The following is a 25,178-nucleotide window of genomic DNA, read 5'->3' as shown; positions in this document are numbered from 1 at the left end:
GTTGGATAAATTTATGTAACTTGCATTAGCCGGTTACAATACCAGCGCCAGCCGTTTTTGTACGTCGGCCAGTTCCTGGTTATAGCAGCTGATATAGGGTAGCTCGGCAGCACTGGCGGCTAATTTTAATGCGTAACCACGCTCAATATTGCACACTATGGCCAATGCCTCTGCCATACGGCCGCTGTTACAACTGATGGCCTGTTGTATATCCGGGTTAATATTTAAATGCTGTAGAAAGCGATCCGACTCTACACCAAACAACATATCAGAACCGGAAATCAGCGCAGCGAGAAAATACTGATGGCATTGATCGTTACTAAGCTGCCACAGTTTGGCAATACGCTGTGCGGTATAAGCACGGGTTAATACCGTTATTGCCGCTGTTGGTGCGGTATTGTTAAGCACGGCATACATCAACACCCATTTACGGGTAAGTTCCAGCCCAAGCCGGGTTACCATTTCTTTAACCGAGCTCACTTCGCGGGTTTTACGGTACAACGGGCTATTCACAATTTTCAGCATGCCCATCACTATTGCCGGCTCGTCCTGCAACAATAAAACCAGCTGATTAATATCCGGTTCGTCGGCAAACAGACAACCAATAATTTCTGCCAGCCGCAGCACGCTGGGTTCAATTTTTTTACCGGCGATCAATAAAGGTTTTGCTAAAAAATAGCCCTGAAATAACTCGCAGCCCAACGCTTTAAAGGCAGCAAACTGTTGTTCGGTTTCAACTTTTTCTGCCAGCCAAATCAGCCCCGGCCTGCTGTACTGCGCTTTATAACGCTCTATTTCGGCCAGGCTGCTGTTTAGCACATCTATCTTGATAATATCAGCCAGCTCCAGCAAAGGCAGCCAGGGCTCGCTGAACTCAAAATCGTCCAGGGCGAAACGAAAGCCCTGTTGCTTAAAACTGGCCACAGCAGCAATAAATTCCGGGGTCGGCTCAATGCGTTCAATCAGCTCGATAACCACTTGTGACGGCTCAAGCGGCAGGAAACTGCGCGATAACAAAAACCGGGAACAGACATTGATAAATACCGGTGCACGGTACTGCTCAATTTGCTCGGTAATACCGCTGCACAGATTATACAGCAATTCAGTGGTGGCTTTTACATCACCCAGTTCAAGCGCAGTAACGCCGGTGTCACTGCGATACAGCAGTTCCACGGCATAGCGTTGTTTATTGCGATCAAAAATAGGCTGGGCTGCAAACAGGCTTTGTAAATCTTTGCCGTTAATTATAGTTTGAGGTTGTTGACTCACGTACTGTCCTTACAGCTAAACAGTTACAGTTGGTACCGGCCAATATAAAGCCAGTACTGCAAGCTGTCTAGTTCATCTGTCTTTTATCGCCGCGGCAATGCGTTGGTCTTTACGCAGCACCAGCAAGGTAAACAAGGTGGCACTGATAAACATTAGTAAGCTGTATACACTGGGCGCTACCGACATAGGCTGGTTTTGTAAAATGCCGGTGGTTACCAGCAGGGCTAAAGTACCATTTTGCAACCCTACTTCCAGACAAACCGTGCGCGCCTGAGCTTCACTGTGCAACAGGTAATTACCCAGCAGATACCCCAGCAGCATTGTCAGCAGGTTTAGCGTTAACGCGGCCGGGCCTGCTTTAGCCAGATAAACCCAAAGCGCATCGCCTAAATCCAGTGCAATAGATACAATCAGCAGCGCCAGTACCAGCACAGAAAACTTGCTGATTAGCGGCTCAGCCCTGCGGGCAAACATTGGCCATTTCGCCCGCAGCGCCATCCCCAGCAACACTGGCAATACGGTGATAATCATCAGCTTAAACCAGGTACTTAACACCGGCAGGCTAAGTATTGATTTGGCATCACTGTAATAACCTATCGCCCAGGCACCCAGCAACGGAATAGTAATAGGGGTAATAAAACTAATTACAGCTGTTAGCGACACCGACAAACCCACATCGGCTTTACATAAATAGCTGTACAGGTTCGATGTAGTACCACCCGGGCATAACGCCAGAATAAATAAACCTATTGCTAACTCGCCTTCCAGCTTAAACAGCGCAATAAGCGCCACCGCAACCAGCGGCAGCAACAGCATCTGGGCAAAGGCACCCAGTAAAAAACCGCGCGGCTGGCGAAACACCCGCTGAAAATCTGCCGGTGTTAAACTTAAGCCAACACCGGCCATAATCAGTATCAGCGCTACGGGTAAACCAATCTGAGTCAGGGTTTCAAACATACAATGGCCATATCGTTATTTTTCTGCCTGGCATACAAACTACAGCAAGCTGTTGGTTGCTGCAATTAAGCCCAGGGGTTACACCAACTGTTTTATTGCCGCACCCAAGCCATCCAGCGTTAGTGCATACATGCGTTTTTGCATAATTTGCTCAATAATGCCAATCGAATAGTAGTGCCCCCACCACTGCAGTGGCTGCGGGTTTAGCCACACGGCTTTGGGATATTGCGTTAACAGGCGCTGCAACCATACTTTACCGGGTAGTTCGTTAAAATGCTCGACACTACCGCCCGGATACTCTATTTCATAGGGGCCCATCGTGGCATCGCCAACAAAGATCAATTTGTAGTCGCTACCGTAGGTGTGAATAATATCATCCACTTTTATCTGCTCGGTATAACGGCGTTTGTTGTCGCGCCAAACGCCCTCATACACGCAATTATGGAAATAGAAAAACTCCAGGTGTTTAAACTCGGTTTTAACGGCGGCAAACAGTTTCTGGCATTGTTCGATATGGTCGTCCATTGAGCCGCCAACATCAAAAAACACCAGCAGTTTAATGGCATTATGCCGCTCGCGCATAAAGCGTAAATCCAGCCAACCGGCTTGCTCTGACGTAGCCTGAATAGTGCCGTGTAAATCCAGCTCGGTTTCTGCGCCGCTGCGGGCAAATTTGCGCAGCTGCTTTAATGCCAGTTTAATACTGCGGTTGTTTAGCTCAACGCCGGTGTCTAAATCTTTAAATTCGCGTTTATCCCACACCTTTACTGCACGGCGTGCTCCACTGCCCTGCTGGCCTATGCGCACGCCTTCAGGGTTATAGCCGTAAGCACCAAAAGGTGAGGTACCGCCGGTGCCAATCCATTTATTGCCGCCACTGTGCTTTTTTTGTTGCTCTTTTAGCCGTTCACGCAGGGTTTTAAGCAGTTTGTCCAGGCCACCCAGAGCCTGTAGTTTAGCTTTATCTTCATCGGTAAGCTTGCGCAGCACCTCGGGCACTAACCACTCTGGCGGTATGCTGGCGGCGATATCTACCTGTGCGACACCTTCAAAGTACTCAGCAAAAGCGCGGTCGAATTTGTCGTACTGGGTTTCATCTTTTACCAGACACAGCCGCGCTAACTGGTAAAAAGCCTCAGTGTCGGCGAAGATCACCTGCTGTTTTAGTGCATTAAGTAGGTCCAGCAGTTCGGTAATGCTGGTTTTTACGCCGTATTTACGTAGCGTAAAAAAGAAGTCAATTAGCATATGCTGGCTCCGCAGTATTGTTCCCGCTGCGGCTCACAACACTTGCCCCGGCTCGTCACAGCAACTCGTTCGGGCTGGCGCCCTCGCTCAGACACTCTGTGCCGACCGGAACAAGGTTCTGCTCCTTCGCTGGCATGATAGCCATAGTCGCCCCCGGAGCATACTACAAAAGACTCCAACATCGTCTAGCGCCCTTGCCTTTTCGCCAAAAACGCCAGTTTTTCAACCAGTGCCACATCCTGCTCGTTTTTAAGCAGCGCACCAAACATCGGCATTAAACCGCCCTTGTGCTGTTTATCGGTTAACACTTCTGCCGGAATATCTTCGGCCAGCAATAACTTTACCCAGTCGAGTAGTTCTGACGTTGACGGCTTTTTCTTTAAACCCGGTAATTCACGCAGCTCAAAAAACGCCTCCAGCGCCACATTTAACAGCTGCTGCTGAATATGCGGGTAATGCACCGCGACAATAGCGCGCAGGGTATCAGCGTCCGGAAAACGGATATAGTGGAAAAAGCAGCGGCGTAAAAAGGCATCCGGCAGCTCTTTTTCGTTATTTGAGGTAATGATCACTATCGGCCGTTGAACAGCGCTTATTTGCTCGCCGGTTTCGTGTACGTAAAACGCCATCCGATCCAGCTCGTGCAGTAAATCATTGGGAAACTCAATATCGGCTTTATCTATTTCATCAATCAGCAGCACCGGGCGCTTAGCGGCAGTAAAAGCCTGCCATAGTTTGCCGGGGCGGATATAGTTATTAATATCGTGCACCTTGTCGCTGCCCAACTGGCTGTCACGCAGGCGGGATACTGCATCGTATTCGTACAGGCCATGCTGCGCCTTGGTGGTTGACTTGATATGCCACTGAATAAGCTCAGTACCTAAGCTTGCTGAGAGCTCTTCGGCCAACCGGGTTTTACCTGTACCCGGCTCACCTTTTATCAGCAAAGGTTTTTCCAGCGTTACGGCGGCATTTACCGCCAATGCCAGTTCATCAGACACGATATAGTTGTCGGTGCTTACAAAGGCCATTCTACCCTCTATGCTTAGCGTTCAACCCCAAAGGGATTGTGGTGAAACGTAATATCTTATAGCCAAAAGCTACTGTAATTTTTGCCGCGCTGGCGTATTCTTATAACCAATTTATCGTAAACGGAGTTTTTTTATGGCAAACGTCTATGCAGACAACTCATTGTCTATCGGCCGCACCCCGCTGGTCAAACTAAACCGGACTATTGAAGGTGGCGCGAATGTGTACGCTAAAATTGAGGCTCGTAACCCCAGCTTCAGCGTAAAATGCCGCTTAGGTGCCGCATTAATTTGGGATGCCGAGAAAAAAGGCACCTTAACGGCTGAGAAAGAAATTGTCGAGCCTACCTCTGGTAACACTGGTATTGCCCTGGCGTTTGTTGCTGCCAGCCGTGGCTATAAGTTAACCCTGACCATGCCAGCCACCATGAGTCTGGAGCGGCGCAAGCTGTTAAAAGCTTTAGGTGCCAATTTAGTGCTGACCGAAGGCCCGAAGGGCATGAAAGGTGCTATTGAAAAAGCTAAAGAAATTCAGGCATCTAACCCTGATAAATATTTAATTCTGGGCCAGTTTGAAAACCCGGCCAACCCGCAAATTCACTTTGACACCACCGGGCCGGAAATTTTTAACGATCTGGACGGCAAGGTTGATATTTTTGTTGCCGGTGTGGGCACAGGCGGTACTATTACCGGTGTGAGCCGCTATCTTAAGCAAGAAAAAAAGCTGCCATTATTAACCGTAGCGGTAGAGCCGGCAGAGTCGCCGGTTATTACTCAGGCCAAAGCCGGTGAAGAGCTAAAACCCGGCCCGCATAAAATTCAGGGTATTGGTGCCGGTTTTATTCCGGGCAACCTCGATTTAACCCAGGTAGATGAAGTTGAACGCGTGACCAGCGATGAGGCCATTGCCGGCGCACTACGCCTAATGCGTGAAGAAGGTATTCTGGCCGGTATTTCATCTGGCGCAGCCCTGGTAGCCGCGCAGCGTCTGGCGGCAAAGCCGGAAAATGCCGGTAAGAATATTGTTGTGATCCTGGCCAGCGCTGCCGAGCGCTATTTAACCAGTCCGTTGTTTGCCAGTGTGTTTACCGAGCAGGAATTGCAAGCTTAATCAGCATGATGGATTGTATTAGGGGCTGCTTTTGCAGCCCTTTTCTTTACAGGCGGTAAAAAAAAAGCCACACTGGGTGCTTATTTTTTTACCGGAAGCCACAGATGAAGCTACGCTGGATACTGCCACTTTTGCTGTTATTGGTTGCCTGTAGCGAAAGCACCCCCAAGGTAAACGCCCAATGGGGCACACCGGAATATATTGCCACCCAGTTTTTTAATGCGCTGTATAACGAAAAAGATCTGGAAAAAGCCAAACAGCTAAGCACACCGGAATATGCCGCCTTGATGGAGTCATACGGCTCTGTACGTCAGGTTAACCGTACCCTGATGAATATGTCTTTTGACTCTGTTGAAGTTAGGGTTAACCGTAGTGGCGGCAACCTGCGTGAGCAGTATGAAAATGAAGCTAAAATTGCCATTTTGCTTACCGGCCCGCACGATGGTAAACAAGTTGATGAACTCAGGGTTGTCGAAATTGTTAAACACAATAGCCGCTGGGTAGTAAAATCTGTACAGGTAGATAAGTTTAGCAGCAGTGCCCGCTAAACTTATTCCGGCTAACGCTTAAAAAAAGCACTGATGCGCTGTTGGCTTTCGTTAGTGTTTAGTAGCCGCTGAAACTGTACCAGTTCTGTGGCTATAGTTTCCAGCGTTAGCGGCTGTGTGTTACGTTTTAACAGCGCTTTACTGCTTTGCACTGCATCGGCAGGTAAGGCCGCCAGCTTAACTGCTTTCTCCAGCGCCAGCGCCCCCACTTCAGCATTCGTTACCACCTGATTAACCAGCCCCATCTGTGCGGCTTCGACTGCGCCAAAGGCCTCCCCCAGCAATAAATATTGTGCAGAGCGCTGATACCCGGCAAGATTTGGCAACAGTACGCTGGAACCGGCTTCCGGGCATAAACCTAGCTGGGTAAACGGCAACTGAAAACGGGCGCTATCAGCGGCATACACTAAATCGCAATGCAGTAATACTGTAGTACCAATACCAATGGCTAACCCGGCAACAGCAGCCACTACCGGTTTAGAAAACTGGGCCAGAATATACAGAAACTGCACTGTCGGGTGCTGGCTGTTTAAGTCGCCGGCTCCAATAAAATCCTGCAGATCATTACCGGCACTAAAGCAGTCGGCACTGCCCTGCAGTAGTACAACCTTAACTGCGGGATCAGTTGCTGCCTGCATCAGAGCCTGGTTAAGATCACGGTACATTTGCTGGCTAAGGGCATTCTTTTTGTGTGGCCGGTTCAGGCTAAGCTGCAGCACGCCCTGCGTCATTTGTTGGGTAATATCACTCATAAATTTCTGCCTTATTTACCTGCCACACTGCCTTCACGACGCGGATCTGCTGCGCCTTGCAAACCATCAGCAGTAACCATTATTGCATGCAAGCCGCTGTTTAAATCCTGCAGCTGTACTTTATAGCCCATATCTTCAAGTACAGCCTGTTGTTTTTCCAACGTTGTGCCCTTCTCCAGCGCCAGATAATCATTACGGTGCGTAATACGTGGCAAATTCAGCGCTTGTTGTACGTCCAGCTCCCAGTCCAGCACCGCTACTATGCTTTGTGCAACATAGTTAATAATGCGGCTACCACCAGGCGAGCCTATCACCAGCTTTAGTTTATTATTCTGGTCAAACACCATCATCGGCGCCATAGAAGAGCGCGGCCTTTTGCCACCTTCTACCCGGTTTGCTACCAGATGGCCATCAACTTCAGGGCTCAAACTAAAATCGGTCAGCTGATTATTCAGCAAAAAGCCCCCCACCATTAAGCCGGAGCCAAACACGTTTTCAATGCTGGTGGTCATACTTACTGCGTTCCCCTCACCATCAACAACAGAAAAATGGCTGGTGTTAGGCAACTCTGGCGATTTAGCGGATAACAGCGCCGGTGCGCCTTGCGGAATACCGGCAGTGGCCTGGGTACCTGCTTTACTAAGATCAATTAAAGCCGCCCGGCGGGCCAGATAATCCGGCGCCAGCATGCCAGCTACCGGTACCGCAACAAAAGCCGGGTCTGCCAGGTAGCGATCACGATCAGCAAAAGCCAGTTTTGCCGCTTGCGCCAGTATATGCGTGGCCTGCACACTGTCTGGTGCTACCTTGCTTAAGTCGTACTGCTGCAAAATACCCAGTATCTGCAGTACCGCTATACCGCCGGAGCTTGGCGGAGCCATACCACACACTTTGTATATCCGGTATGGCAGGCATACTGCTTCTGGCTGCTGCACTTTATAATTGGCTAAATCGGCTACACTGAGCTTGCCCGGATTAACCGGAGCGGTTTGCACCCGTTCGCTAATCGCTTTGGCCAGTTCACCTTTATAAAACGCATCCGGTCCCTGTGCTGCTATAGCTTTTAACGTTGTGGCATAAGCCGGGTTCTTCAGTATGCTGCCCTCAGCAACAGGCTGATTATTGGAGAAAAAATACTGTTTTGATTCATAAAACTGCGATACGCCTTTATTCCAGCCCATCTGCAGTTGGCGCGCTGTGCGTGACGATACCGGAAAGCCCTGCTCAGCTGCAGAGATCACATCGGTAAACAACTCGGCCCAGGGCAATTTACCATGCTGCTGATGCGCTTGTGCCAGCATAGCAACAACACCCGGCACACCTACTGATTTGCCGCCAACATAGGCCTCGCGCCAGTCCATGGCGCTGCCATTTTCCTGAATAAATAAATCAGCTGTGGCAGCAGATGGTGCTACTTCGCGGCCATCAAAGGTAGTAAGTTGTTGCTGTTTGGCCTGCCAGTGCAGCATAAAAGCGCCACCACCAATACCTGAGCTTTGTGGTTCAACTAAGCCCAGCATCAGCTGGATAGCAATGGCGGCATCCACCGCGCTGCCACCTTTTGCCAGCACAGCCCGGCCGGCTTCTGTTGCCATAGGGTGTGCTGCCGACACCATGTACTGTTTGCTAATAACCAGTTGCTGCTGATAAATGCCGGTAGCAGCTTCCGGCTCACGGTTTTCCTGTTGTGCAGTAGCTGCAAACACCGTTAAACCACAAAAAATAAACGCAGTACGATACAAAGCTAAACGGACAAACATAGTAAAAGATATCTTGTAAAGAAGGTGCCTACACCCTAACCAGTTAACAGCCTAAGATCAATAACCAGCAACGCGGCTAAACCGGCTTTAGCATCAGTTTACCGCTAAGGCTGTAACAGAAAATTTTACTTGACGCTAAAGCGCAGATCGTTTTGCATAGGCGCCCTGATAACTTACTGATGACTCCCGTTTGCGCCTTTTTTTTCCAACCAATAGCCACTTAACGGCTTATCTATTACTGGCAACTGCTATGGTATTACTGGCGATGGCGCCAGACAGCTGGCAGCTGGCATTACAATACAACCGGGCAGATATCAGCAACGGCCAATACTGGCGCTTATTCAGTGGCCATTTGCTGCATAGTAACCACTGGCATTTACTGATGAATCTGGCTGGTTTGCTACTGGCTATGCTGCTGCATGGCAACTATTACAAAGGCAGAATGTTAGCACTGCAATGGCTGCTGTGTGGCCTGGCTATAAGCCTGGCGCTGTATTGTTACTCACCAGAGATCCATATTTACGTTGGTTTATCCGGCCTGCTGCATGCCATGCTAACGTTGGGCGCGCTAAGAGATATTCAGCTAAAACTGGGTACCGGCTGGCTGTTACTGGCCGGATTAGCTGGCAAAGTTGGCTGGGAGCAATGGCAAGGCCCGGATGCTGAGCTGGCCAGGCTGATTAACGCCAGTGTTGCCACAGATGCACATCTTTACGGCGTATGCAGTGGCTTTACTCTGGGGTTACTAATTTATATATGGCAGCGTTCAGGCAAAAAATAACCAGGCAACCAGGCTGGCAGCCAAACAGTAATACAACATAGGCAGCAAGGTATAACGGATAATTTCGCCTTCGCGGCCATTAAGCCCCACTACACTGGCGGCAGCTACTACATTAACTACACAAATCATATTGCCGGCATTAGCCCCCAGCATTTGCAGTGCCAATACCAGTTGATGGCTAAGCCCGGCATCTTCAGCCATTGCCTGCTGAAAACTGGCAAACATTAAGTTAGAAAATGTCGCAGAGCCGGCAATAAAAGAACCTAAAGCCCCCACTAGCGGCGCCATTAACAGCCAGATATCACTTAACCGGGTGGCTGCCAGCTCAGCCAGTGCCATAGGCATAGCCTTAAGCCCGGCGTTGTTAACACCGGATTGCAGAAAAATACGCACCATCGGCACCGCCGCACACAATGCCACTAAAGATGGCCACAACATGCTGCTACTCTGGTGTAATGCCACGCGAAAATGCTGCAGGCTGCCGCGCTGAATAAACAGCGCCAGCAGAGCTGTCAGCACAAATAAAGACCCCGGCAAATACAACGGCATGACACTAACAGCAATAGCCGAGCCAAAAATATCAACCCAAACAATACTGACACTTTGCAGTAAAGCTTTAACCGGTAATTCGGGGATCCGGCTTAGCACCAGCAATAATGCTACTATCAGGTAAGGTAACCAGGCACGTAGCAAACCAAATGGCTGCGGCTTGCCCGGCTGCAAACTGTGCAGCATCCCGGCTTGGGCGGCTGGTTCAAAAGCCGCAGGCAATAAAATACCTCGCCTTGCCAGGCCGCACACTATCAGCAAGCCAGTAAGTGCGCCCAGCACAGACGGAAACTCCGGACCCAGCAATAACGCAACCACATAAGCCGGCACAGTAAAAGCCAGGCCACTTAACAGCGCAAAAGGCGCGATAGCAAAACCAGCCCGCCAATTGGGCTGACTGGCAAAAAAACGGCAATACAGCACCGACATAATCACCGGCAGCACCGACGCTACCATAATATCAATACTGATCGCCTGCAGGGCTATTTGCTGCAAATCGCTGCTGCTAAGCTCTGGCACGCCCTGCGCCAGGCCAACCAGTACCGGTGTACCCACAGCACCAAAGGATACCGCACAGGAGTCTGCAATCAGCGCCAGCACCACTGCGGCCATCGGGCTAAAACCTAAAGCAACCAGCAAAGGCGCAGCAATGGCTGCCGGTGTGCCAAAACCAGCCGCCCCTTCCAAAAAACTGCCAAACAGCCAGGCGATAATAATCAGCTGTACTCTTTTATCTGTACTTACCTGACTAAAACCTTGTTTAATAACATCAATAGCACCAGTTTGCTGCAGCACTTTTAACAGCAAAATAGCGCCAAACACAATCCAGACAATGGTCAGCGCAATCACCAGCCCCTCAAACAGTGCGGCAGCCATTTGTTGTATTGGCATTTGCCAGACAAACCACGCCAGCAGCACTGAGCATAATAAACTCAGCGGCATAGCCTGGCGTGCCGGTAAACGTAATAGCACCAGCAGCACAAAAACACTGAGTAACGGCATTAAGGCTGTAAGAAGTTGTAAACTGGTCATGCCCGCTCCGCTGGGTTTATCGGCAGTTGCAGTTTACAGATAGCAGCTTAGCGGGGTTTGATCCAGCATAAAAACCGGCCAACAAAAACAGTAAAAGTATTAAAACGGCGCACTGGCAGTAAATTCCATGGCCTGAGCACTAAGCGGGTGTACAAAGCGGATATATTCAGCATGCAGCATTAAACGCGGGCTTTTTCCGGCAATATCTTGCGGCGCATACAAAGTATCGCCCAGCATGGCATGGCCCAGCGCCAACATATGCACCCGCAATTGATGCGAGCGCCCGGTAACCGGCTCCAGTTGTACCCGGCTTTGGTTGGTGGCTGCGTTATAACTTAACAGCTGGTAGCGGGTTTGTGACGGCTTACCCTGTTGCGGGCATACTTTATACAGTGGCCGGCGTTGCTCATCGGCGGCGATAGCTAAATCAATCACCCCTTTGGACTTGGCAAGTTTGCCGTCCACCACGGCAACATAATGCTTTTGCACAGTACGGGCCTGAAACTGCTTACTGATATCTGACAATACTCTTTTAGTCAGCGGCAGAACGACCAACCCGGAAGTATCGTAATCCAGCCGGTGCACCACCTCGGCAAAAGGAAACTCGCGCTGTACACGGCGGATAAGACAATCCTGATTTTGTGGATGCCGCCCTGGCACAGTAAGCAGCTGTGCAGGTTTATTCACCACCAGTAGCACATCGTCTTCGTACACTATCTGGTATGGCTCGCTGGTTGCCGGTAATATCGCCAGATCGTCAGTGCTGTTACTCATGGGGTTCTCCGTAGTTTTAACGGCGGCTATTATGCCGTAAAACCCCTTCGTCTGCTGGTTAAATTCGGCTAAGCTAAGCACTTTGCCGCTAAAGCTTTCACCTTATGACCGAACCTTTTGTATATAACCCGCCCGTTGAGCCCTGGCTTGAGGTGCTATATCAGGACAAAGATCTGATTGTGCTGAATAAACCCAGCGGTCTGCTGACTAACCCCGGCCGCGGTGAGCATTTAGCCGACTGCCTGCTAAGCCGGGTGCAGCAGCAATACCCGCTGGCGCAACTGGTGCACCGGCTGGATATGGCCACCTCCGGTGTGGTGGTTATTGCGCTGCGCCGCTCTAGCGAGCGGGCGCTAAAACAGCAATTTGCTGATCGCACTGTCAGCAAACGCTACCTTGCTGTAGTTTGGGGCACACTGCAACAGGCTGAAGGCACTGTTGATATGCCGCTGGTTGCTGACAGCAGTAATCCGCCAAAACAGAAAGTGTGTTATAGCCATGGCAAAAGTGCCATTACCTATTACCGGCTGTTGCAGCAATTATCTGATCGGGCACTGGTAGAGCTAAAACCGGTTACCGGGCGCTCGCATCAGCTACGTATGCATATGCTGGCACTGGGGCACCCGATACTGGGCGATGCGTTTTATGCCAGTGGTGCAGCCCTTAATGCCGCCCCGCGCTTATTACTGCATGCCGCTACACTGGAGTTAAACCAGCCGTACAATGGCAAACGGCTAAGGTTTGATGCCGATACTGACTTTGTCAGTGCTGCCGGCCAGTTAAACAGCATATAAAAAAACGCCTCACCAGGAGACGTTTTTTAACGTATTAAATATGAGAAGGCCGGATTAACAGAGCAAGCTGGCTACACTCGCCTTGGCTCGCCACAGCAACTCGCCCTACTGCCTACGGCAGGGCTCAGACACTCTGTGGCGCCCAATTCGAGATAGCCAGCTTATCTGCTGCTAAAGCAGCAGAATACCCACTATAAATTCTGCTCAAATAACTTATAAATACGGCGGTACTCATCCAGCCAGCTGCTTGGCTGGCGAAAGCCATGCGGCTCTACCGGGTAAATTGCCGTTTCAAAGTTAATGTTTTCCTGCTCAATTAACCGCTGTACTAAACGCACGACATCCTGAAAGAACACATTGTCATCAACCATAGGCGCATTAATCAGCAACGGCTTTTTCAGGCCCTGGGTAAAGTAAATCGGTGAGCTGCGCTCATAAGCGATAGGGTCAATGGCCGGCGTATTCAGAATATTCGACGTATACGCATGGTTGTAATAGGCCCAGTCACTCACCGGGCGCAATGCTGCACCGGCCTGGAATAAATCCGGTTCGGTAAACAGCGCCATAAAGGTCATAAAGCCACCGTATGAGCCACCGTAAGTACCAATACGGTTACGATCTACATTGGCATTCGCCACCATCCAGTTTACGCCATCAACTAAATCCTCAATCTCTGGTGTACCCATGCGGCGGTAAATGGCAGTACGCCAGTCGCGGCCATAACCTTTTGATGCCCGGTAATCCATATCCATTACCACGTAGCCCTGCTGTACCAACAGATTGTGGAAGAAAAACTCACGGAAATACCCCGACCAGCCCAAATCGCTGTTTTGCAGATAACCGGCGCCGTGGTTAAAAATAACGGCGCGGCGCTTTTCGCCCTGCTGGTAGTCGGCCGGGTAATATACTTTAGAGAACACCGGGTGATCACCGTGGCTTGAAGGCACCGCCACTATCTGTGGTGCTACCAGCGGTAACTGTTTAAACTCTGCTGATATGGTGTCGGTCAGGCGTTTAACTTCTGCGCCAGGCGTTGCATCAGCCACATACAGCTCTTCCGGCAACAGATTGGTAGAATGGCGCAGTAACAGTTTTTGTTCGTCCGGCGACAGCGTAAAGTCGGTGCTGCCACCCAGTTTGGTTAGTTGCTCAGTGTTACCACTAGCTAATACCGCACGGTACACCTCATAGTTGCCGGGGTGCGCCACATTGGCTTTAAAGTAAATAAACTGATCATCGCTGCTCAGCACCGGATCACTGACCTCAAAAGTACCGCTGGTCAGTTTTTTAGCTTTGCCTTTCAGCGGCTTAACATACAAATGCGAGTAACCGGATTCTTCCGACAGGTAATACAGGCTGTCGGTATTGTTTAGCCAGCCGTAGTCGTTAAATGAATAATTAACCCAGGCGGTGTCATGTAACCGGTGCTGTGGCACCAGTGTTTTTTTCTGCAAGTCGACAGTGGCAATCCAGCGGTCTTTGTTGTCCAGTGCTTTGAGCATCAGAGCAACCTGCTCACCGCTGCTGTGCCAGCGCATAGCGCTTTGCGTCCAGTACCAGTCGTTCATCAGGCCGATATCACGGATCACTTTCTCACTTTTGTATTTTTCACCACGGGCTTTGGCATTTTCAGCTTTAACCTCAGCCAGTACGTCTTCGTTGTAACCCGGCAAGCTGGTGTAGCTTAACTCGCTGCTACTACCATCTTTAAGGTTTAACAGCAAAATACGCTGTGCTGCCGGAATAACATCATTAACCCGGCCACGCACCGGCTGGGCGGCGATATCGCCGTTAGCAGTAATGTAGTTTGGCATAATATCTTTGTCATTACGCTTACCTGCTTTACGCACCGATACCAGCATATAGTCGGCTTTAGGAGACAAGCTGGCGCCCACTACCTGTAAATCTTTACCCAAATAAAAGGCTTTTGGTGCCATACTGCTGTTTTGCGCCTGTAATTGCTGCTTCGCGGCATAACGCTGTTCAGCATTTTTTTGCTCCAGCGCCACAAACTCAATTAGTTTATGCTGCTCTTGTGCCAGGTAACCTTTGGGCACTGCCGGTGCCTTGGGTGCTTCGGCCAGTTGCAAGTTAGCCAGTTCGGTGCGGTTGCCTGAGGCCAGATCAATAGCGTAATAAGTCCAGCCTTCGCGGTATGCGATACGGCCATCGAGCAAAAATAACGGATCAGTCTGCACTGCACTGTCGCGGGTTAACTGAATTAATTCAAAGCTTGCCATGCGGCGCACAAACAAGTTGCCTTCAAAAATATAGGCCTGCAGGCTGCGATCTTTATTGTAAACTGCGCTGGCACTGCCTATCTGATGCTGGCTGGCTAATGCCACCTTATCACCATTGCCTTGTGCAGCCAGCGGCCGCACGAACCAGTCGCGCAGTTCGTTACCTTGCTGCTTACGCTGATAAAATACCTGCTGGCTGTCGGCGCTCCACAGCGCTTGTTCAGGCTGGCGGCCAAGCCAGTCCGGATCAGCCATAATCTGCTCCATGCTCAGTTTAATACTGGCATCGCCATTAAATACCTGCGGTACGCTGATAGCTGATGTTTGATAAGTTTGAGGTTCGGCTTTTTTTGCCTGCAACGGGCTGGTTAGCACTAAGCTGCACAACGCGACAGCCAGCACTGAATGACGGATCTTGGTCATAGCGAGTTTCTTATAGTAGTAAAAGACGTTCTGTTATACAAAGACCGCAGATGTAACGCAACTGACACACCAACAGATGCGGCTGACAGCAAAGCAGACAAGATTAACAGACAGAAAAAAGCCGGCCTGAACCAGACCGGCAAATACAGCGTGAATAACAAGTATTCGAACAGCTGTGGAGAAGTTAAGCGGCTATTTTAGCGCTGATCTCAGTTAAACGGGCCGTTGCTGCGGTAAGTGCCGCCTGTTGTGCGTCCGTTCCCATATTAAGGCCTTCAGCATAAACAAAATGCAGATCCTTTAAACCAACGAAGTTAAAAAATGTTTGTAAAAATGGGGTTTGGCTGTCCAGCCCGGTACCCTGATAAATACCACCACGGGCGGCAAAAATTACCACAGGTTTATCATCCAGCAAGCCTACCGGCCCCTGCTCAGTGTATTTAAAAGTAATACCGGCACGTGCTACCCGGTCAAGTAAGGCTTTTAACTGTGACGGTATGCCAAAGTTGTACATTGGTACACCTAAAACAATCACATCAGCCGCTTTAATACGGGCAACAATATCGTCAGATATAGCAGCCAGACGCTGTTGTTCGTCGCTACGCTGCTCTGCCGGTGTCATCCAGGCGGCCATTTCGGCCATTTCCAGGTGCGGTACCGGTGTAGCGTTTAAATCCAGAGTGTCCAGATTAAAGCTGCCTTCTGGCAACCTGGCAATAAATTGTTGGGCTAACTGAGCCGAATGACCTTTGTCGCCACTAATAGAGCTGTTAATCAGTAAAATGTGTTTCATGATCGTCTCCCGTTTTTAAGTTAATACATAATAACGTATCTTTTTAGGAAGAAAATCAGAATAAAACGCACATACCTTTCTAATTTTTAATTTATTTAACAGGCAATCCAGAACCTCTTATAACGCGTAAATAGGGTAATACAGCAGCAATGCCGGAACACCGTAACCAGGAACATAAAACATGTTGAAGTTAGCCAAGGTAGCAAGGCATGATAGGGGCTCCTCGCCAATACCGGACACACAAGCCTCCATGACAAGGCCAGAAATTACCAATAACAACTGGGAAGAGGCACTTACTTTTGTTGCCCTGCAGCGCGATCGCAGTGCTTATGCTGAACTATTTAATTATTTTGCCCCCAGACTGAAAGCTTTTGGCATGAAAATGTTTGGTAACGAGCAGCAGGCTTTAGAAATGGTACAAGACACCATGCTCAACGTATGGAAAAAAGCGGCCCTGTTCGATGCGTCCCGCGGTTGTGCTTCTACCTGGATTTTTACCATTGCCAGAAATGTGCGCTTTGACATGCTGCGTAAAAAGCAAAGCCGTAAAGACGATATCAGTGCTGATGACTTATGGCTTAACGGTGAATACCCCGAACAGGAAGCCGACATCGACACATCACAATGGGATACCCAGTTGCTGATGGACAAGTTGGCACCGCATTTTACCAGCCTGCCGCCGGCGCAGCGCGAGATAATTGAGAAAGTATACTTGCAGGAAAAATCGCATCAGGAAGTATCGGATGAACTGGCTATTCCACTGGGCACAGTGAAATCGCGCATCCGCTTAGCGCTGGACAGATTAAGAGAGGCATTAGATGGCGCACGCAATTAAGTTTCACCCCGGTATGTCGCTGCTGGAACAGCATGCCGAAGGCACCTTAAGTGCCGATGTAGCCCTTGCCGTAGCAGCCCATATTGACCTGTGCCCGCATTGTCAGCAACTTAGCCGTGACATTACTGCGGATTTAGCCTGTCAGCTGGCACAGCAACCGGTAAAAACCAATACTACCGACTGGCAGCAGATGCTTAATGACATTATGGCGCAGCCGCAATTATCTAAGCAGGTAGCCGCTATTCAGCCACATTTACCCGCTGAGCCCATCATAGTTAACCAGCGCGAGTTTATATTGCCGCGTTCTTTGCAACGCCTGGCAGCAAACCGTGGTAAATGGTTACATCTGGGTGGTATAGCAACAGCGAAATTGCCGGCAGGCAACGATTATCATATCTCGTTACTTTATATTGATAAAAACACTGAAGTCCCCCAGCACACGCATTTGGGGCTGGAGATGACATTAGTGCTGGCCGGTAAAATTGTTGATGAAAACGGTGAATATGGTGCGGGAGATTTACTGATTAATTCACCGGACGATACCCATACACCGCGTACTATGGCAGACGAAGATTGCTTATGTCTGTCGGTGTTAAGCGCGCCGTTAAAGTTTAAAAAAGGCTTAACCCGGCTGCTTAATCCGCTACAGCAGTTTTTTTACTAGCTTTGTAACCACTCAACGCCAGCCACCGCTGGCGTTTTTATCCGGCTGTTTTAATACAACAGCGCAGTGCCACCTTTGAGGTTAAATACCTGCTTAAAGCCCAAACGCCCCAGTACCTTACAAGCCATCAGGCTACGGTTACCCGAGCGGCATACCAGTAATAACGGTTGTTCGCTGTGTAATTGCCGGTGAATAACCGCATCGGCCAGCTTAGATAGCGGAATTTCCTGCACCTTATGCTGTGCCAGATAAGCCGGTGGTAAATACTGTGCCAGCGCACCGGCACTTTGCTCGTGCGGCTCACGCACATCCACTACCTGCATTTGTAGCCTTTGCTGTAAAAATGTTGCCAGCTGTTCTGGAGCAATCACATCAGTGGCGTCAGACAAACTTACCTCAACCAAACCACAAAAATAACTGCTGGCCTGCTGCAACGTAACAGCCTGTTGCTGCAACTGCGGTTGCCATTCAGCTTGTGGCTGATTATTCAGCAACGCCTGCATCAGCGGTTGCTCAGTTGCCGCCAGCGCCAGACTGGTAAAAAAGCGTTGAGCGTAATCGTGGCTGGATAACAACAAAGTATGCTGCCCTACTTTGCCAGCCAGCAAACGGATGCTGTTTGCCAATGCTGAAATATCGCCGCCGGGTAAATCGGTGCGGCCAACCCCACCCGGCAGTATCACATCACCGGTAAATGCACATAGCAGTTGTTGCTGTTTGTACAGCAAAAAACTTACCGCTTCAGGCGTATGGCCCGGAGTTGCCAAACGGGTTAACTGATAGGGTCCAAGCTGAATTTCAGTGCTATGTTCAGGCCAGCCCAATACATCACAGCCATTGCCGGCGCAAGGATTGCCCAGCAAGGTTAACAACTCAGTGCGTGCCGACTGGTGATCCTGATGTAAATGAGTATCCAGCACCGCCTTTAACTGTAAGCCATGGCCCTGAATAATATTGGCAATACGCCCGGCCAGCGGCAATACCGGATCTATCACCAGTGCTTCGAGGCTGTCAGGGCAGATCAGCACATAGCTACACAAGGCTTCATGCTTTAGCTGCAATAAACCACGGGCATGAATTTCCAGTGTTGGTGTGGCATCGGTCAACACCAGACAATGCTTGGATACCACCGTTTTAAGTGCCGCAATAGCCTGACAGGCATGCTCACATTCAGCTTTGGTCATCGCCGGGCCAAAAGATAAACGGATAGCTCCCTGCGAGCGCCAGCTGTCCAGCCCCATAGCATCAAGCACAAAACTGCTTGGTACCTTAGAGCTGCAAGCCGAGCCTGAACTTACCCGGATCCCGGCAGCATCAAACAAATCCATAATGTCTTTGCTGTAAAAGCCCGGCACTGAAAAATTAATGGTGGTTGGCACTACATGCGGTACGTCGCTGTTAAGCTGCATGGCAGGAAACACCTGCAGCAATGCAGCAATAAGCTGCTGGCGGTAGTGCCATAATGTGGCTTCAGTTTGAAACGCAGAGCCACTTGTTTTCGCCAGTTCGGAGAAAATAGCGTGCAAAGCGGCGATACCAGGCAGATTTTCAGTACCCGAGCGTAAACCGCTTTCCTGGCCCCCACCGGCAATAAAAGGCTGATAAGGTGTGCCTTTGCGCACATACAAAAAGCCGATGCCTTTAGGCGCATACAGTTTATGGCCACTAAAGGGCGCGTAATCTATGCTGGTATCGGCAATATTCAAAGGCATTTTACCCAACGCCTGTACACAATCTACCATCCAGTACACTTGCGGGTTAACGCTGCGGATCAGTTGCTCCAGCGCCACCAAATCCTGCTTTACTCCGGTTTCATTATTCGCCGCCATAGTACAGATCATTACCGCACCGGGTAGGTGAGCGCGGATAAAATCGCTGTCGAGCACACCATTCCGGTTAACCGGAATGGCTTTTACCGTGGCATTGAGCTGTAATACCCGGTTCCAGTGTTTCAGGCTTTCCGGCACCGCTTTGTGCTCAGTAGCGCCATACAGTAATAAGGTTGCTGCACCGGTTTTACCCTGTGCTCTGGCTGCCATTAATGCCGAGACAATTGACGTTTGAATACCCTCTGTAGCGCCTGAGGTAAACACAATGTCACCACTGCTGGCACCAATTAACTGCCTGGCCAGAGCGCGGGTGGTTTCCAGTTCAGCTTTAGCTTTAATACCGGTAGTGTGGCTGCTGCTGGGGTTACCGTAGCCACGCTGCATTGCATGCATTGCTGCCTCAGCAGCAACCGGCAGTACCGGTGTAGTAGCGTTGTTATCCAGATACACTTCTGTATGCGCCGCGCCTTTCATAGCATTTGCCTCTGCCTTATATAACCAAAAAGAATATGTTATTCCACACAATAATAACTGGCAGGCTGGCACAGCTCAAGCGCCAATAGCGCATTAAATAACAAACCGCCCGAAGGCGGTTGGTATTTAGCAGTTTACTCGACCAGATCTTTGGGGATCTGCGGCCGTAACTCCGACCAGACCAAACCACTTTCTTTTCCGTATTTACGTACAGCAAACACCACTTCATCAAACTTACCGTTTTCAGCATAGAGTTTGATCTGATGATAATACTTACGTGCCAGCTCACGGGCTTTGGGATGCGAAAAGTAAAAACGGGCAATCTTGTTATACAAGCCACGAAAGCCGTTTAAAATCAGCACATAAATACGATTAGCCGAATGCAATGCCAGTTCATGGTTTAAATTATAGTCAAATTCAGCAAATGCCTCGGCGGTATCTTCCAGCGTTTCAGCACTGGCAAACAGCTCTACTACCTGCTGAGCGTGGTTTTTGATCGCACCACGAATATAAATTGCGCTGATATTGGTACGGGCAGACAAGAGATCATCTACCAGTTTTGGCATTTGGTCTTCGTCTAACCGGGCCAGCGTTTCGAGAATATTTAAACCGGAAGTTTCCCAGTAATTATTCACTTTTGTTGGCTTGCCATGCTGAATGGTTAACCAGCCGTCACGAGCTAAACGCTGTAATACTTCACGCAAAGTGGTACGGGTTACGCCTATCAGTTCAGATAATTCACGCTCTGCTGGTAATATAGAACCAGGGGCAAATTTTCCGTTCCAGATCGAGTCTACAATATACTCTTCAGCAAACCCGGCCGGGCTTTGTGCTTTAATCAGATTAGTCATGCGGATCTGTCCGTCTTTTTGTTCAGAAAAAAAGTTGACTGATTGTACCAGAGCGCCAACAGTTAACAAGCCACCCTTCTAAATTAGCCCAACACCGCAGCCGCATTGTGCATTACGCTTAAATACCGTAGATTAACCGCAGCTGAAGAAAATTCCCGTCAGAAGGATAAAAAATGCTACAACAGATCAAACGTTTATCTATGCAGCGCTGGCCCTGGATGCTGCTGATGTTATCCTGCCTGGGGTTATTGGCCAGCGCGCTGTATTTTCAGTACGGGCTAAACTTACAGCCTTGTATTAAATGTATTTACATCCGCAGTGCTTTTGTTGGTGTATTACTGGCCGCCATTATTGGCTTGCTGGCGCCCGCCAATGCATTGTTCAGGCTACTGGCTGTGTTTGGTGTACTTGCATCTGCCGGTTTTGGCATTATGCAAGCCAACGAGCTACTGCATATTGAGCAACTACTGGCTGAAGGAGGCTTTTTCAGTTGCGCGCTGTTTGCTGAGTTTCCTAGCTGGATGCCGTTGGATCAATGGCTGCCAAGTGTATTTGAACCCACCGGCAGTTGTGGTGACACCATCTGGCAGTTTTTAGATAAAAGTATGGCATTCTGGAGTGCGGTATCGCTTTGGATTTATGCCGTAATAGCAGCAATACTGCTGCTAAGCCAGCCGGTACGGATTAGCAATAACCCTTACCGCGATTAATGCTTTTTGATAAAACAACACCGGCAAATGCCGGTGTTGTTTTATCTGTCTGCACTTAGCTAAGTGCAGGGTAATCGGTATAACCTTCAGCGCCGCTGGCATAAAACAGCTCGGGCCTGGGCGTATTTAATGGTGCATCTTTGGCAAAACGCTGCACTAAATCCGGGTTAGCAATGTAAGGCACACCAAAGGCTACCGCATCAGCCGTACCTGCTACCAGCGCGGCTTCAGCCGAGGCTTTATCAAACTTCTCGTTGGCGATATACACACCAGCAAATTGCTGTTTTAATTGTGGCCCCAGGCTGTCATCGCCCTGAGCTTCGCGGGCACAAATAAAAGCAATACCGCGTTTACCCAGTTGCTGTGCGACATAGCCAAAGGTATCGGCACGGTGCGAGTCGCCCATAGTATGCGCATCTGCGCGTGGCGCTAAATGCATACCCACCCGGCCTGCACCCCAAACAGAAATCACGGCATCGGTGACTTCCAGCATTAAACGGGCACGGTTTTCAATACTGCCACCGTAGTTGTCGGTGCGTTTATTGGTGCTGTCCTGTAAAAACTGATCCAATAAATAGCCGTTGGCACCGTGAATTTCCACGCCGTCAAAACCTGCTTTTTTCGCGTTTTCAGCCCCCAGCCGGTAAGCCTCAACAATATCGGCAATTTCGGCAGTTTCCAGTGCTCTTGGTGTAACATACGGCTTTTTCGGCCGCATTAAACTAACATGGCCTTCTGCTGCGATAGCGCTGGGGGCTACCGGCAACTGACCGTCTAAATAATGCGGATCAGAGATACGGCCAACATGCCATAATTGCAGCATTATCCGGCCACCGGCGTTATGTACTGCGGCAGTAATTTTGCGCCAGCCGGCAACTTGTTCCTCTGACCAAATACCCGGCGTGTCGGGGTAACCCACGCCCATTGGCGTAACAGAAGTGGCCTCAGTTAAAATAAGCCCGGCACTGGCGCGCTGCACATAATATTCAGCCATCAGCTCATTAGGCACCCGGCCCTCACTTGCACGGCAGCGGGTTAATGGCGCCATAATAATGCGATTGGGTAACTGTAAATCACCTACTTTTATCGGGTCGAATAACGTTGTCATAATATAAATCCTATGTGGTTAAGCTACAGTGTAATTACCGCTTGTTACTCAGAGTTGGCTACTGATCTGTGCCAGAAACTGCTGGATCAGCACCTCATCCCGTTTAAAAAAATGCCACTGCCCTACTTTCTGGCTGGTTATAGCCCCGGCCCGTTGCAAAGTAGCCAAATGGGCCGACACCGTGCTTTGCGACAAGCCGGTTTTACGTTCAATTTTACCGGCGCATACGCCCAAGCTAAGCGGGTGATCCTGATCAGCAAAATACAGCTCCGGCGTTTTTAGCCAGTGCAAAATATCGCGCCGCACCGGATGCGCCAGCGCCTTTATCAGGTCATCAATTTGTTTTGGGTTAAGTGCCGTCATACGTTAATCTTTAATTTATATATCGCGATGAAACGATATATATAGTTAAAGCAAAGGCATTTCAAGGGCGGGGTTTAATTAAATTAGGATTTGTAAAATTAGCTGGCCGTCAGGACGGTCAGAGCGTTCGCTTTTCCATTAAAAAATTCGTTAGCACCACGCCGCGAACTTCTTTTTGCTGCTGCCTTACTACTTCAAAGCCATAGTGCTGAAAAAATGGCTTAGCGGTAATGCTGACATCCGCGTAAAAGCGTTTTACGCCATAGCGTTTACCTGTTTTCAGCAGGTGCTTCATTAAGGCTTTGCCCACACCCTTACCCTGATACGCCTGATGGCAAAAGAAAAAGTCGATATAGCCGTCAGTTTGCACATCAGCAAAGCCGACAATCTCTTCGTTGTGTAGCGCAACAAAAGGCTCGCTTTGCGCCAGCCGTGCCGACCAGACATTGGCGTCATAACGCTGTGGCGCCCAGGCTTCGCGCTGCTCTACGCTGTAATCGCGCTGGTTAACATTATGCACGGTGCTGTAAAACAACTCGCGCAGTAGCGGCTCTTCGCCGGGTTGGTAAGGGCGGATGTGATACATAATTAACCTTCTGACAAAATATGCTGCACAGCATAACAGAGCTGTAAGCCATGGCCCAGAGCATGGCCTGGCTATAACTTAACTTACTGATAGAAAACAATCTTTATAAAATCTTTATATCCAAACGCTAAATCTTTAGAAAAGCTTTACAGCATCAAGCAGCCTAAATCATTAGGCTTTGACTACCAACCGGCCTTACCGCAGTACCTTATGTCGACCTACTCCTACTCTTTTACCGCAACCAATAGCGGCAACAGGCATTTCTTTTACCGGGTTATTGGCTATTTACTGCTTAGCCTGAGCGGTGCACAACTGCTCACCACAGTTGTCAGCTTTAGCCTGGCCGACAAAGCTTTCTGGAGTTTTTTATTGTCGGCCTGCATTACCTCCGGTGCCGGTAGCATGCTGGTTGGGCGATCCGGCGGCGCGGTGCAACTGAAAAAGCGTTATTTATTTTTACTCACCACACTGTGCTGGCTGGCAATCTGTGTGTTTTCGGCATTGCCGCTTTACCTGAGTATTCCCGGCCTTAGCATTACCGACGCCTGGTTTGAAACGGTATCTGCTATTACCACTACCGGTTCTACCGTATTAAGCAGCCTGGATACCATGCCCAAAGGCGTATTGTTCTGGCGCGCGCTGCTGCAATGGATTGGTGGTATCGGTATTATTGTGATGGCGATTGCCATTTTACCGGCACTGAAAATTGGCGGTATGAAACTGTTTAAAACCGAAAGCTCAGATATTTCTGAAAAAATACTACCGCGCAGCAGTAGTTTGTCGGCTTATATTCTGCTGGTATATTTAAGCATCAGTGTGGCAGCAGCACTTAGCTACGCTATTGGCGGAATGTCGTGGTTTGATGCTATTACCCACGCCATGACGTCAGCTGCCACCGGTGGTTTTGCTAATTATGATGCGTCGTTTGGCTACTTTAATGACAAGCCCTGGCTGCTATGGCTGGCCAGTTTATGGATGACTATGGCAGCGCTGCCCTTTGTGTTGTTTGTTGGTATGGCCAAAGGTGACAAATGGGCTTTGCTGCGCGATCCGCAGGTAAAGGCATTTCTGGCAGTAGTGCTGGCCGTTACCCTGATGCTAACCTTATATCAGATACAGCATCATGACAGGCCCTGGCCGGATGCCCTGACACACACCCTGTTTAACGTGGTGTCGGTGATCACCACCTGCGGTTATGCCTCTGAGGATTACTCTGCCTGGGGCAGTATGGCAATAGTATTGTTTTTCTACCTGACGTTTAGTGGCGGCTGCTCAGGTTCTACCTCGGGCGGTTTAAAGATTTTCCGTACCCAACTGGCCGGTTATTTACTGCTGAAACAATTAAATCTACTGATCCACCCCAATGCTATCTGGACGCAAAAATATGGCAGCAAAAAAGTAGACGACGCACTGCTTGGTGCAGTACTGGCGTTCGCCTTTGTATATTTTGCTACCATAGCCATACTGGCACTGGTGCTGTCGATGTTTAATCTGGATTTTGTTACCGCACTTACCGGTGCCGCTACGGCTGTTAGTAACGTTGGCCCCGGTTTGGGTGATATTATCGGCCCGGCCGGTAACTTTGCTTCTTTGCCGGATGGTGCAAAATGGAGTTTAACTCTGGGTATGTTACTGGGGCGGCTGGAAATTTTAACTATGCTACTGTTATTTACGCCTATGTACTGGCGCTACTGAGTTG

Annotated in this window: 23 protein-coding genes; 8 read left to right on the top strand and 15 right to left on the bottom strand. The window is 49.5% G+C overall.

Going from position 1 to position 25,178, the window contains the following annotated elements:
* Positions 1-33: 33 nt before the first annotated feature.
* The 4 genes from J3B89_RS15555 to J3B89_RS15540 all read right to left on the bottom strand — a co-directional run bounded on the left by J3B89_RS15555 (position 34) and on the right by J3B89_RS15540 (position 4,505).
* Complete coding sequence (locus tag J3B89_RS15555) at positions 34-1,269, bottom strand: EAL and HDOD domain-containing protein (RefSeq protein WP_215398524.1); 1,236 nt, start codon at positions 1,267-1,269, stop codon at positions 34-36.
* Positions 1,270-1,341: 72 nt separating this feature from the next.
* Positions 1,342-2,226, bottom strand: a complete 885-nt coding sequence (locus tag J3B89_RS15550) for a bile acid:sodium symporter family protein (protein WP_215398523.1) — start codon at positions 2,224-2,226, stop codon at positions 1,342-1,344.
* A 78-nt stretch (positions 2,227-2,304) separates the two neighbouring features.
* Entirely contained in the window at positions 2,305-3,474 is a 1,170-nt protein-coding gene (locus J3B89_RS15545; protein ID WP_215398522.1) for a vWA domain-containing protein, read from the bottom strand.
* Between the two features lie 185 nt (positions 3,475-3,659).
* Positions 3,660-4,505 carry an AAA family ATPase gene (locus J3B89_RS15540; protein ID WP_215398521.1) on the bottom strand — a complete coding sequence of 282 codons (846 nt, stop codon included), beginning with the start codon at positions 4,503-4,505 and terminating at the stop codon, positions 3,660-3,662.
* A 133-nt stretch (positions 4,506-4,638) separates the two neighbouring features.
* Between J3B89_RS15540 and cysK the strand changes: the two genes are divergently transcribed.
* Positions 4,639-5,613 carry a cysteine synthase A gene (gene cysK / locus J3B89_RS15535; protein ID WP_215398520.1) on the top strand — a complete coding sequence of 325 codons (975 nt, stop codon included), beginning with the start codon at positions 4,639-4,641 and terminating at the stop codon, positions 5,611-5,613.
* Between the two features lie 104 nt (positions 5,614-5,717).
* Complete coding sequence (locus tag J3B89_RS15530) at positions 5,718-6,161, top strand: hypothetical protein (RefSeq protein ID WP_215398519.1); 444 nt, start codon at positions 5,718-5,720, stop codon at positions 6,159-6,161.
* A gap of 11 nt (positions 6,162-6,172) precedes the next feature.
* Here J3B89_RS15530 and J3B89_RS15525 read toward each other — a convergent pair whose 3' ends face one another.
* Both J3B89_RS15525 and ggt read right to left on the bottom strand, forming a co-directional pair.
* Entirely contained in the window at positions 6,173-6,913 is a 741-nt protein-coding gene (locus J3B89_RS15525; protein ID WP_215398518.1) for an enoyl-CoA hydratase, read from the bottom strand.
* Positions 6,914-6,924: 11 nt separating this feature from the next.
* The gene (ggt, locus tag J3B89_RS15520; protein WP_215398517.1) at positions 6,925-8,673 is read right to left on the bottom strand and encodes a gamma-glutamyltransferase; all 1,749 of its coding nucleotides are present in this window, start codon (positions 8,671-8,673) and stop codon (positions 6,925-6,927) included.
* A 190-nt stretch (positions 8,674-8,863) separates the two neighbouring features.
* Between ggt and rrtA the strand changes: the two genes are divergently transcribed.
* Entirely contained in the window at positions 8,864-9,454 is a 591-nt protein-coding gene (gene rrtA / locus J3B89_RS15515; RefSeq protein ID WP_251372478.1) for a rhombosortase, read from the top strand.
* On the opposite strand, the gene J3B89_RS15510 is transcribed toward rrtA, so the two are convergent.
* Complete coding sequence (locus J3B89_RS15510; protein WP_215398516.1) at positions 9,440-11,035, bottom strand: L-lactate permease; 1,596 nt, start codon at positions 11,033-11,035, stop codon at positions 9,440-9,442. The two genes, rrtA and J3B89_RS15510, sit on opposite strands and share 15 nt — an antisense overlap.
* A 99-nt stretch (positions 11,036-11,134) precedes the next feature.
* Positions 11,135-11,809, bottom strand: coding sequence for an RluA family pseudouridine synthase (locus J3B89_RS15505; RefSeq protein WP_215398515.1), 675 nt, complete (start codon positions 11,807-11,809; stop codon positions 11,135-11,137).
* 104 nt (positions 11,810-11,913) lie between these two features.
* Here J3B89_RS15505 and J3B89_RS15500 point away from each other — a divergent pair, with 104 nt between their 5' ends.
* Positions 11,914-12,603, top strand: a complete 690-nt coding sequence (locus J3B89_RS15500; RefSeq protein ID WP_215398514.1) for an RluA family pseudouridine synthase — start codon at positions 11,914-11,916, stop codon at positions 12,601-12,603.
* A gap of 191 nt (positions 12,604-12,794) precedes the next feature.
* Here the strand turns inward: J3B89_RS15500 and J3B89_RS15495 are convergent, their stop codons facing one another.
* Positions 12,795-15,266, bottom strand: coding sequence for a S9 family peptidase (locus J3B89_RS15495; protein WP_215398513.1), 2,472 nt, complete (start codon positions 15,264-15,266; stop codon positions 12,795-12,797).
* Positions 15,267-15,450: 184 nt separating this feature from the next.
* Positions 15,451-16,059 carry an FMN-dependent NADH-azoreductase gene (locus J3B89_RS15490; RefSeq protein WP_215398512.1) on the bottom strand — a complete coding sequence of 203 codons (609 nt, stop codon included), beginning with the start codon at positions 16,057-16,059 and terminating at the stop codon, positions 15,451-15,453.
* A gap of 181 nt (positions 16,060-16,240) precedes the next feature.
* Here J3B89_RS15490 and J3B89_RS15485 point away from each other — a divergent pair, with 181 nt between their 5' ends.
* Both J3B89_RS15485 and J3B89_RS15480 read left to right on the top strand, forming a co-directional pair.
* Complete coding sequence (locus tag J3B89_RS15485) at positions 16,241-16,894, top strand: sigma-70 family RNA polymerase sigma factor (protein ID WP_252349451.1); 654 nt, start codon at positions 16,241-16,243, stop codon at positions 16,892-16,894.
* Positions 16,878-17,558 (top strand): ChrR family anti-sigma-E factor, encoded by a 681-nt coding sequence (locus tag J3B89_RS15480; protein WP_215398510.1) that lies wholly within the window; start codon positions 16,878-16,880, stop codon positions 17,556-17,558. Before J3B89_RS15485 ends, J3B89_RS15480 begins: the two co-directional genes overlap by 17 nt.
* Before the next feature lie 50 nt (positions 17,559-17,608).
* Here J3B89_RS15480 and J3B89_RS15475 read toward each other — a convergent pair whose 3' ends face one another.
* Both J3B89_RS15475 and fadR read right to left on the bottom strand, forming a co-directional pair.
* Positions 17,609-19,861, bottom strand: a complete 2,253-nt coding sequence (locus J3B89_RS15475) for an aminotransferase class V-fold PLP-dependent enzyme (protein ID WP_215398509.1) — start codon at positions 19,859-19,861, stop codon at positions 17,609-17,611.
* A gap of 134 nt (positions 19,862-19,995) precedes the next feature.
* Entirely contained in the window at positions 19,996-20,712 is a 717-nt protein-coding gene (gene fadR / locus J3B89_RS15470) for a fatty acid metabolism transcriptional regulator FadR (RefSeq protein WP_251372477.1), read from the bottom strand.
* A 173-nt stretch (positions 20,713-20,885) separates the two neighbouring features.
* Here fadR and dsbB point away from each other — a divergent pair, with 173 nt between their 5' ends.
* A complete protein-coding gene (dsbB, locus tag J3B89_RS15465) occupies positions 20,886-21,422 on the top strand; it encodes a disulfide bond formation protein DsbB (RefSeq protein WP_215398507.1) in 537 nt (178 codons plus the stop codon).
* A 55-nt stretch (positions 21,423-21,477) separates the two neighbouring features.
* On the opposite strand, the gene J3B89_RS15460 is transcribed toward dsbB, so the two are convergent.
* The 3 genes from J3B89_RS15460 to J3B89_RS15450 form a co-directional block, all read right to left on the bottom strand.
* Complete coding sequence (locus J3B89_RS15460; protein ID WP_215398506.1) at positions 21,478-22,530, bottom strand: alkene reductase; 1,053 nt, start codon at positions 22,528-22,530, stop codon at positions 21,478-21,480.
* 48 nt (positions 22,531-22,578) lie between these two features.
* Positions 22,579-22,893, bottom strand: a complete 315-nt coding sequence (locus tag J3B89_RS15455) for an ArsR/SmtB family transcription factor (protein ID WP_215398505.1) — start codon at positions 22,891-22,893, stop codon at positions 22,579-22,581.
* Between the two features lie 118 nt (positions 22,894-23,011).
* The gene (locus J3B89_RS15450) at positions 23,012-23,479 is read right to left on the bottom strand and encodes a GNAT family N-acetyltransferase (RefSeq protein ID WP_215398504.1); all 468 of its coding nucleotides are present in this window, start codon (positions 23,477-23,479) and stop codon (positions 23,012-23,014) included.
* A 210-nt stretch (positions 23,480-23,689) separates the two neighbouring features.
* Between J3B89_RS15450 and J3B89_RS15445 the strand changes: the two genes are divergently transcribed.
* Positions 23,690-25,174 (top strand): TrkH family potassium uptake protein, encoded by a 1,485-nt coding sequence (locus J3B89_RS15445; protein WP_215398503.1) that lies wholly within the window; start codon positions 23,690-23,692, stop codon positions 25,172-25,174.
* The last annotated feature ends 4 nt before the right edge of the window (positions 25,175-25,178 follow it).

Origin of the sequence: Rheinheimera oceanensis (assembly GCF_018831085.1) — a bacterium.
Classification (GTDB): Bacteria; Pseudomonadota; Gammaproteobacteria; order Enterobacterales; family Alteromonadaceae; genus Alishewanella; species Alishewanella oceanensis.
Note: the sequence above shows the minus strand (reverse complement) of the source record. Positions and strands in the feature narration are given on the sequence as shown.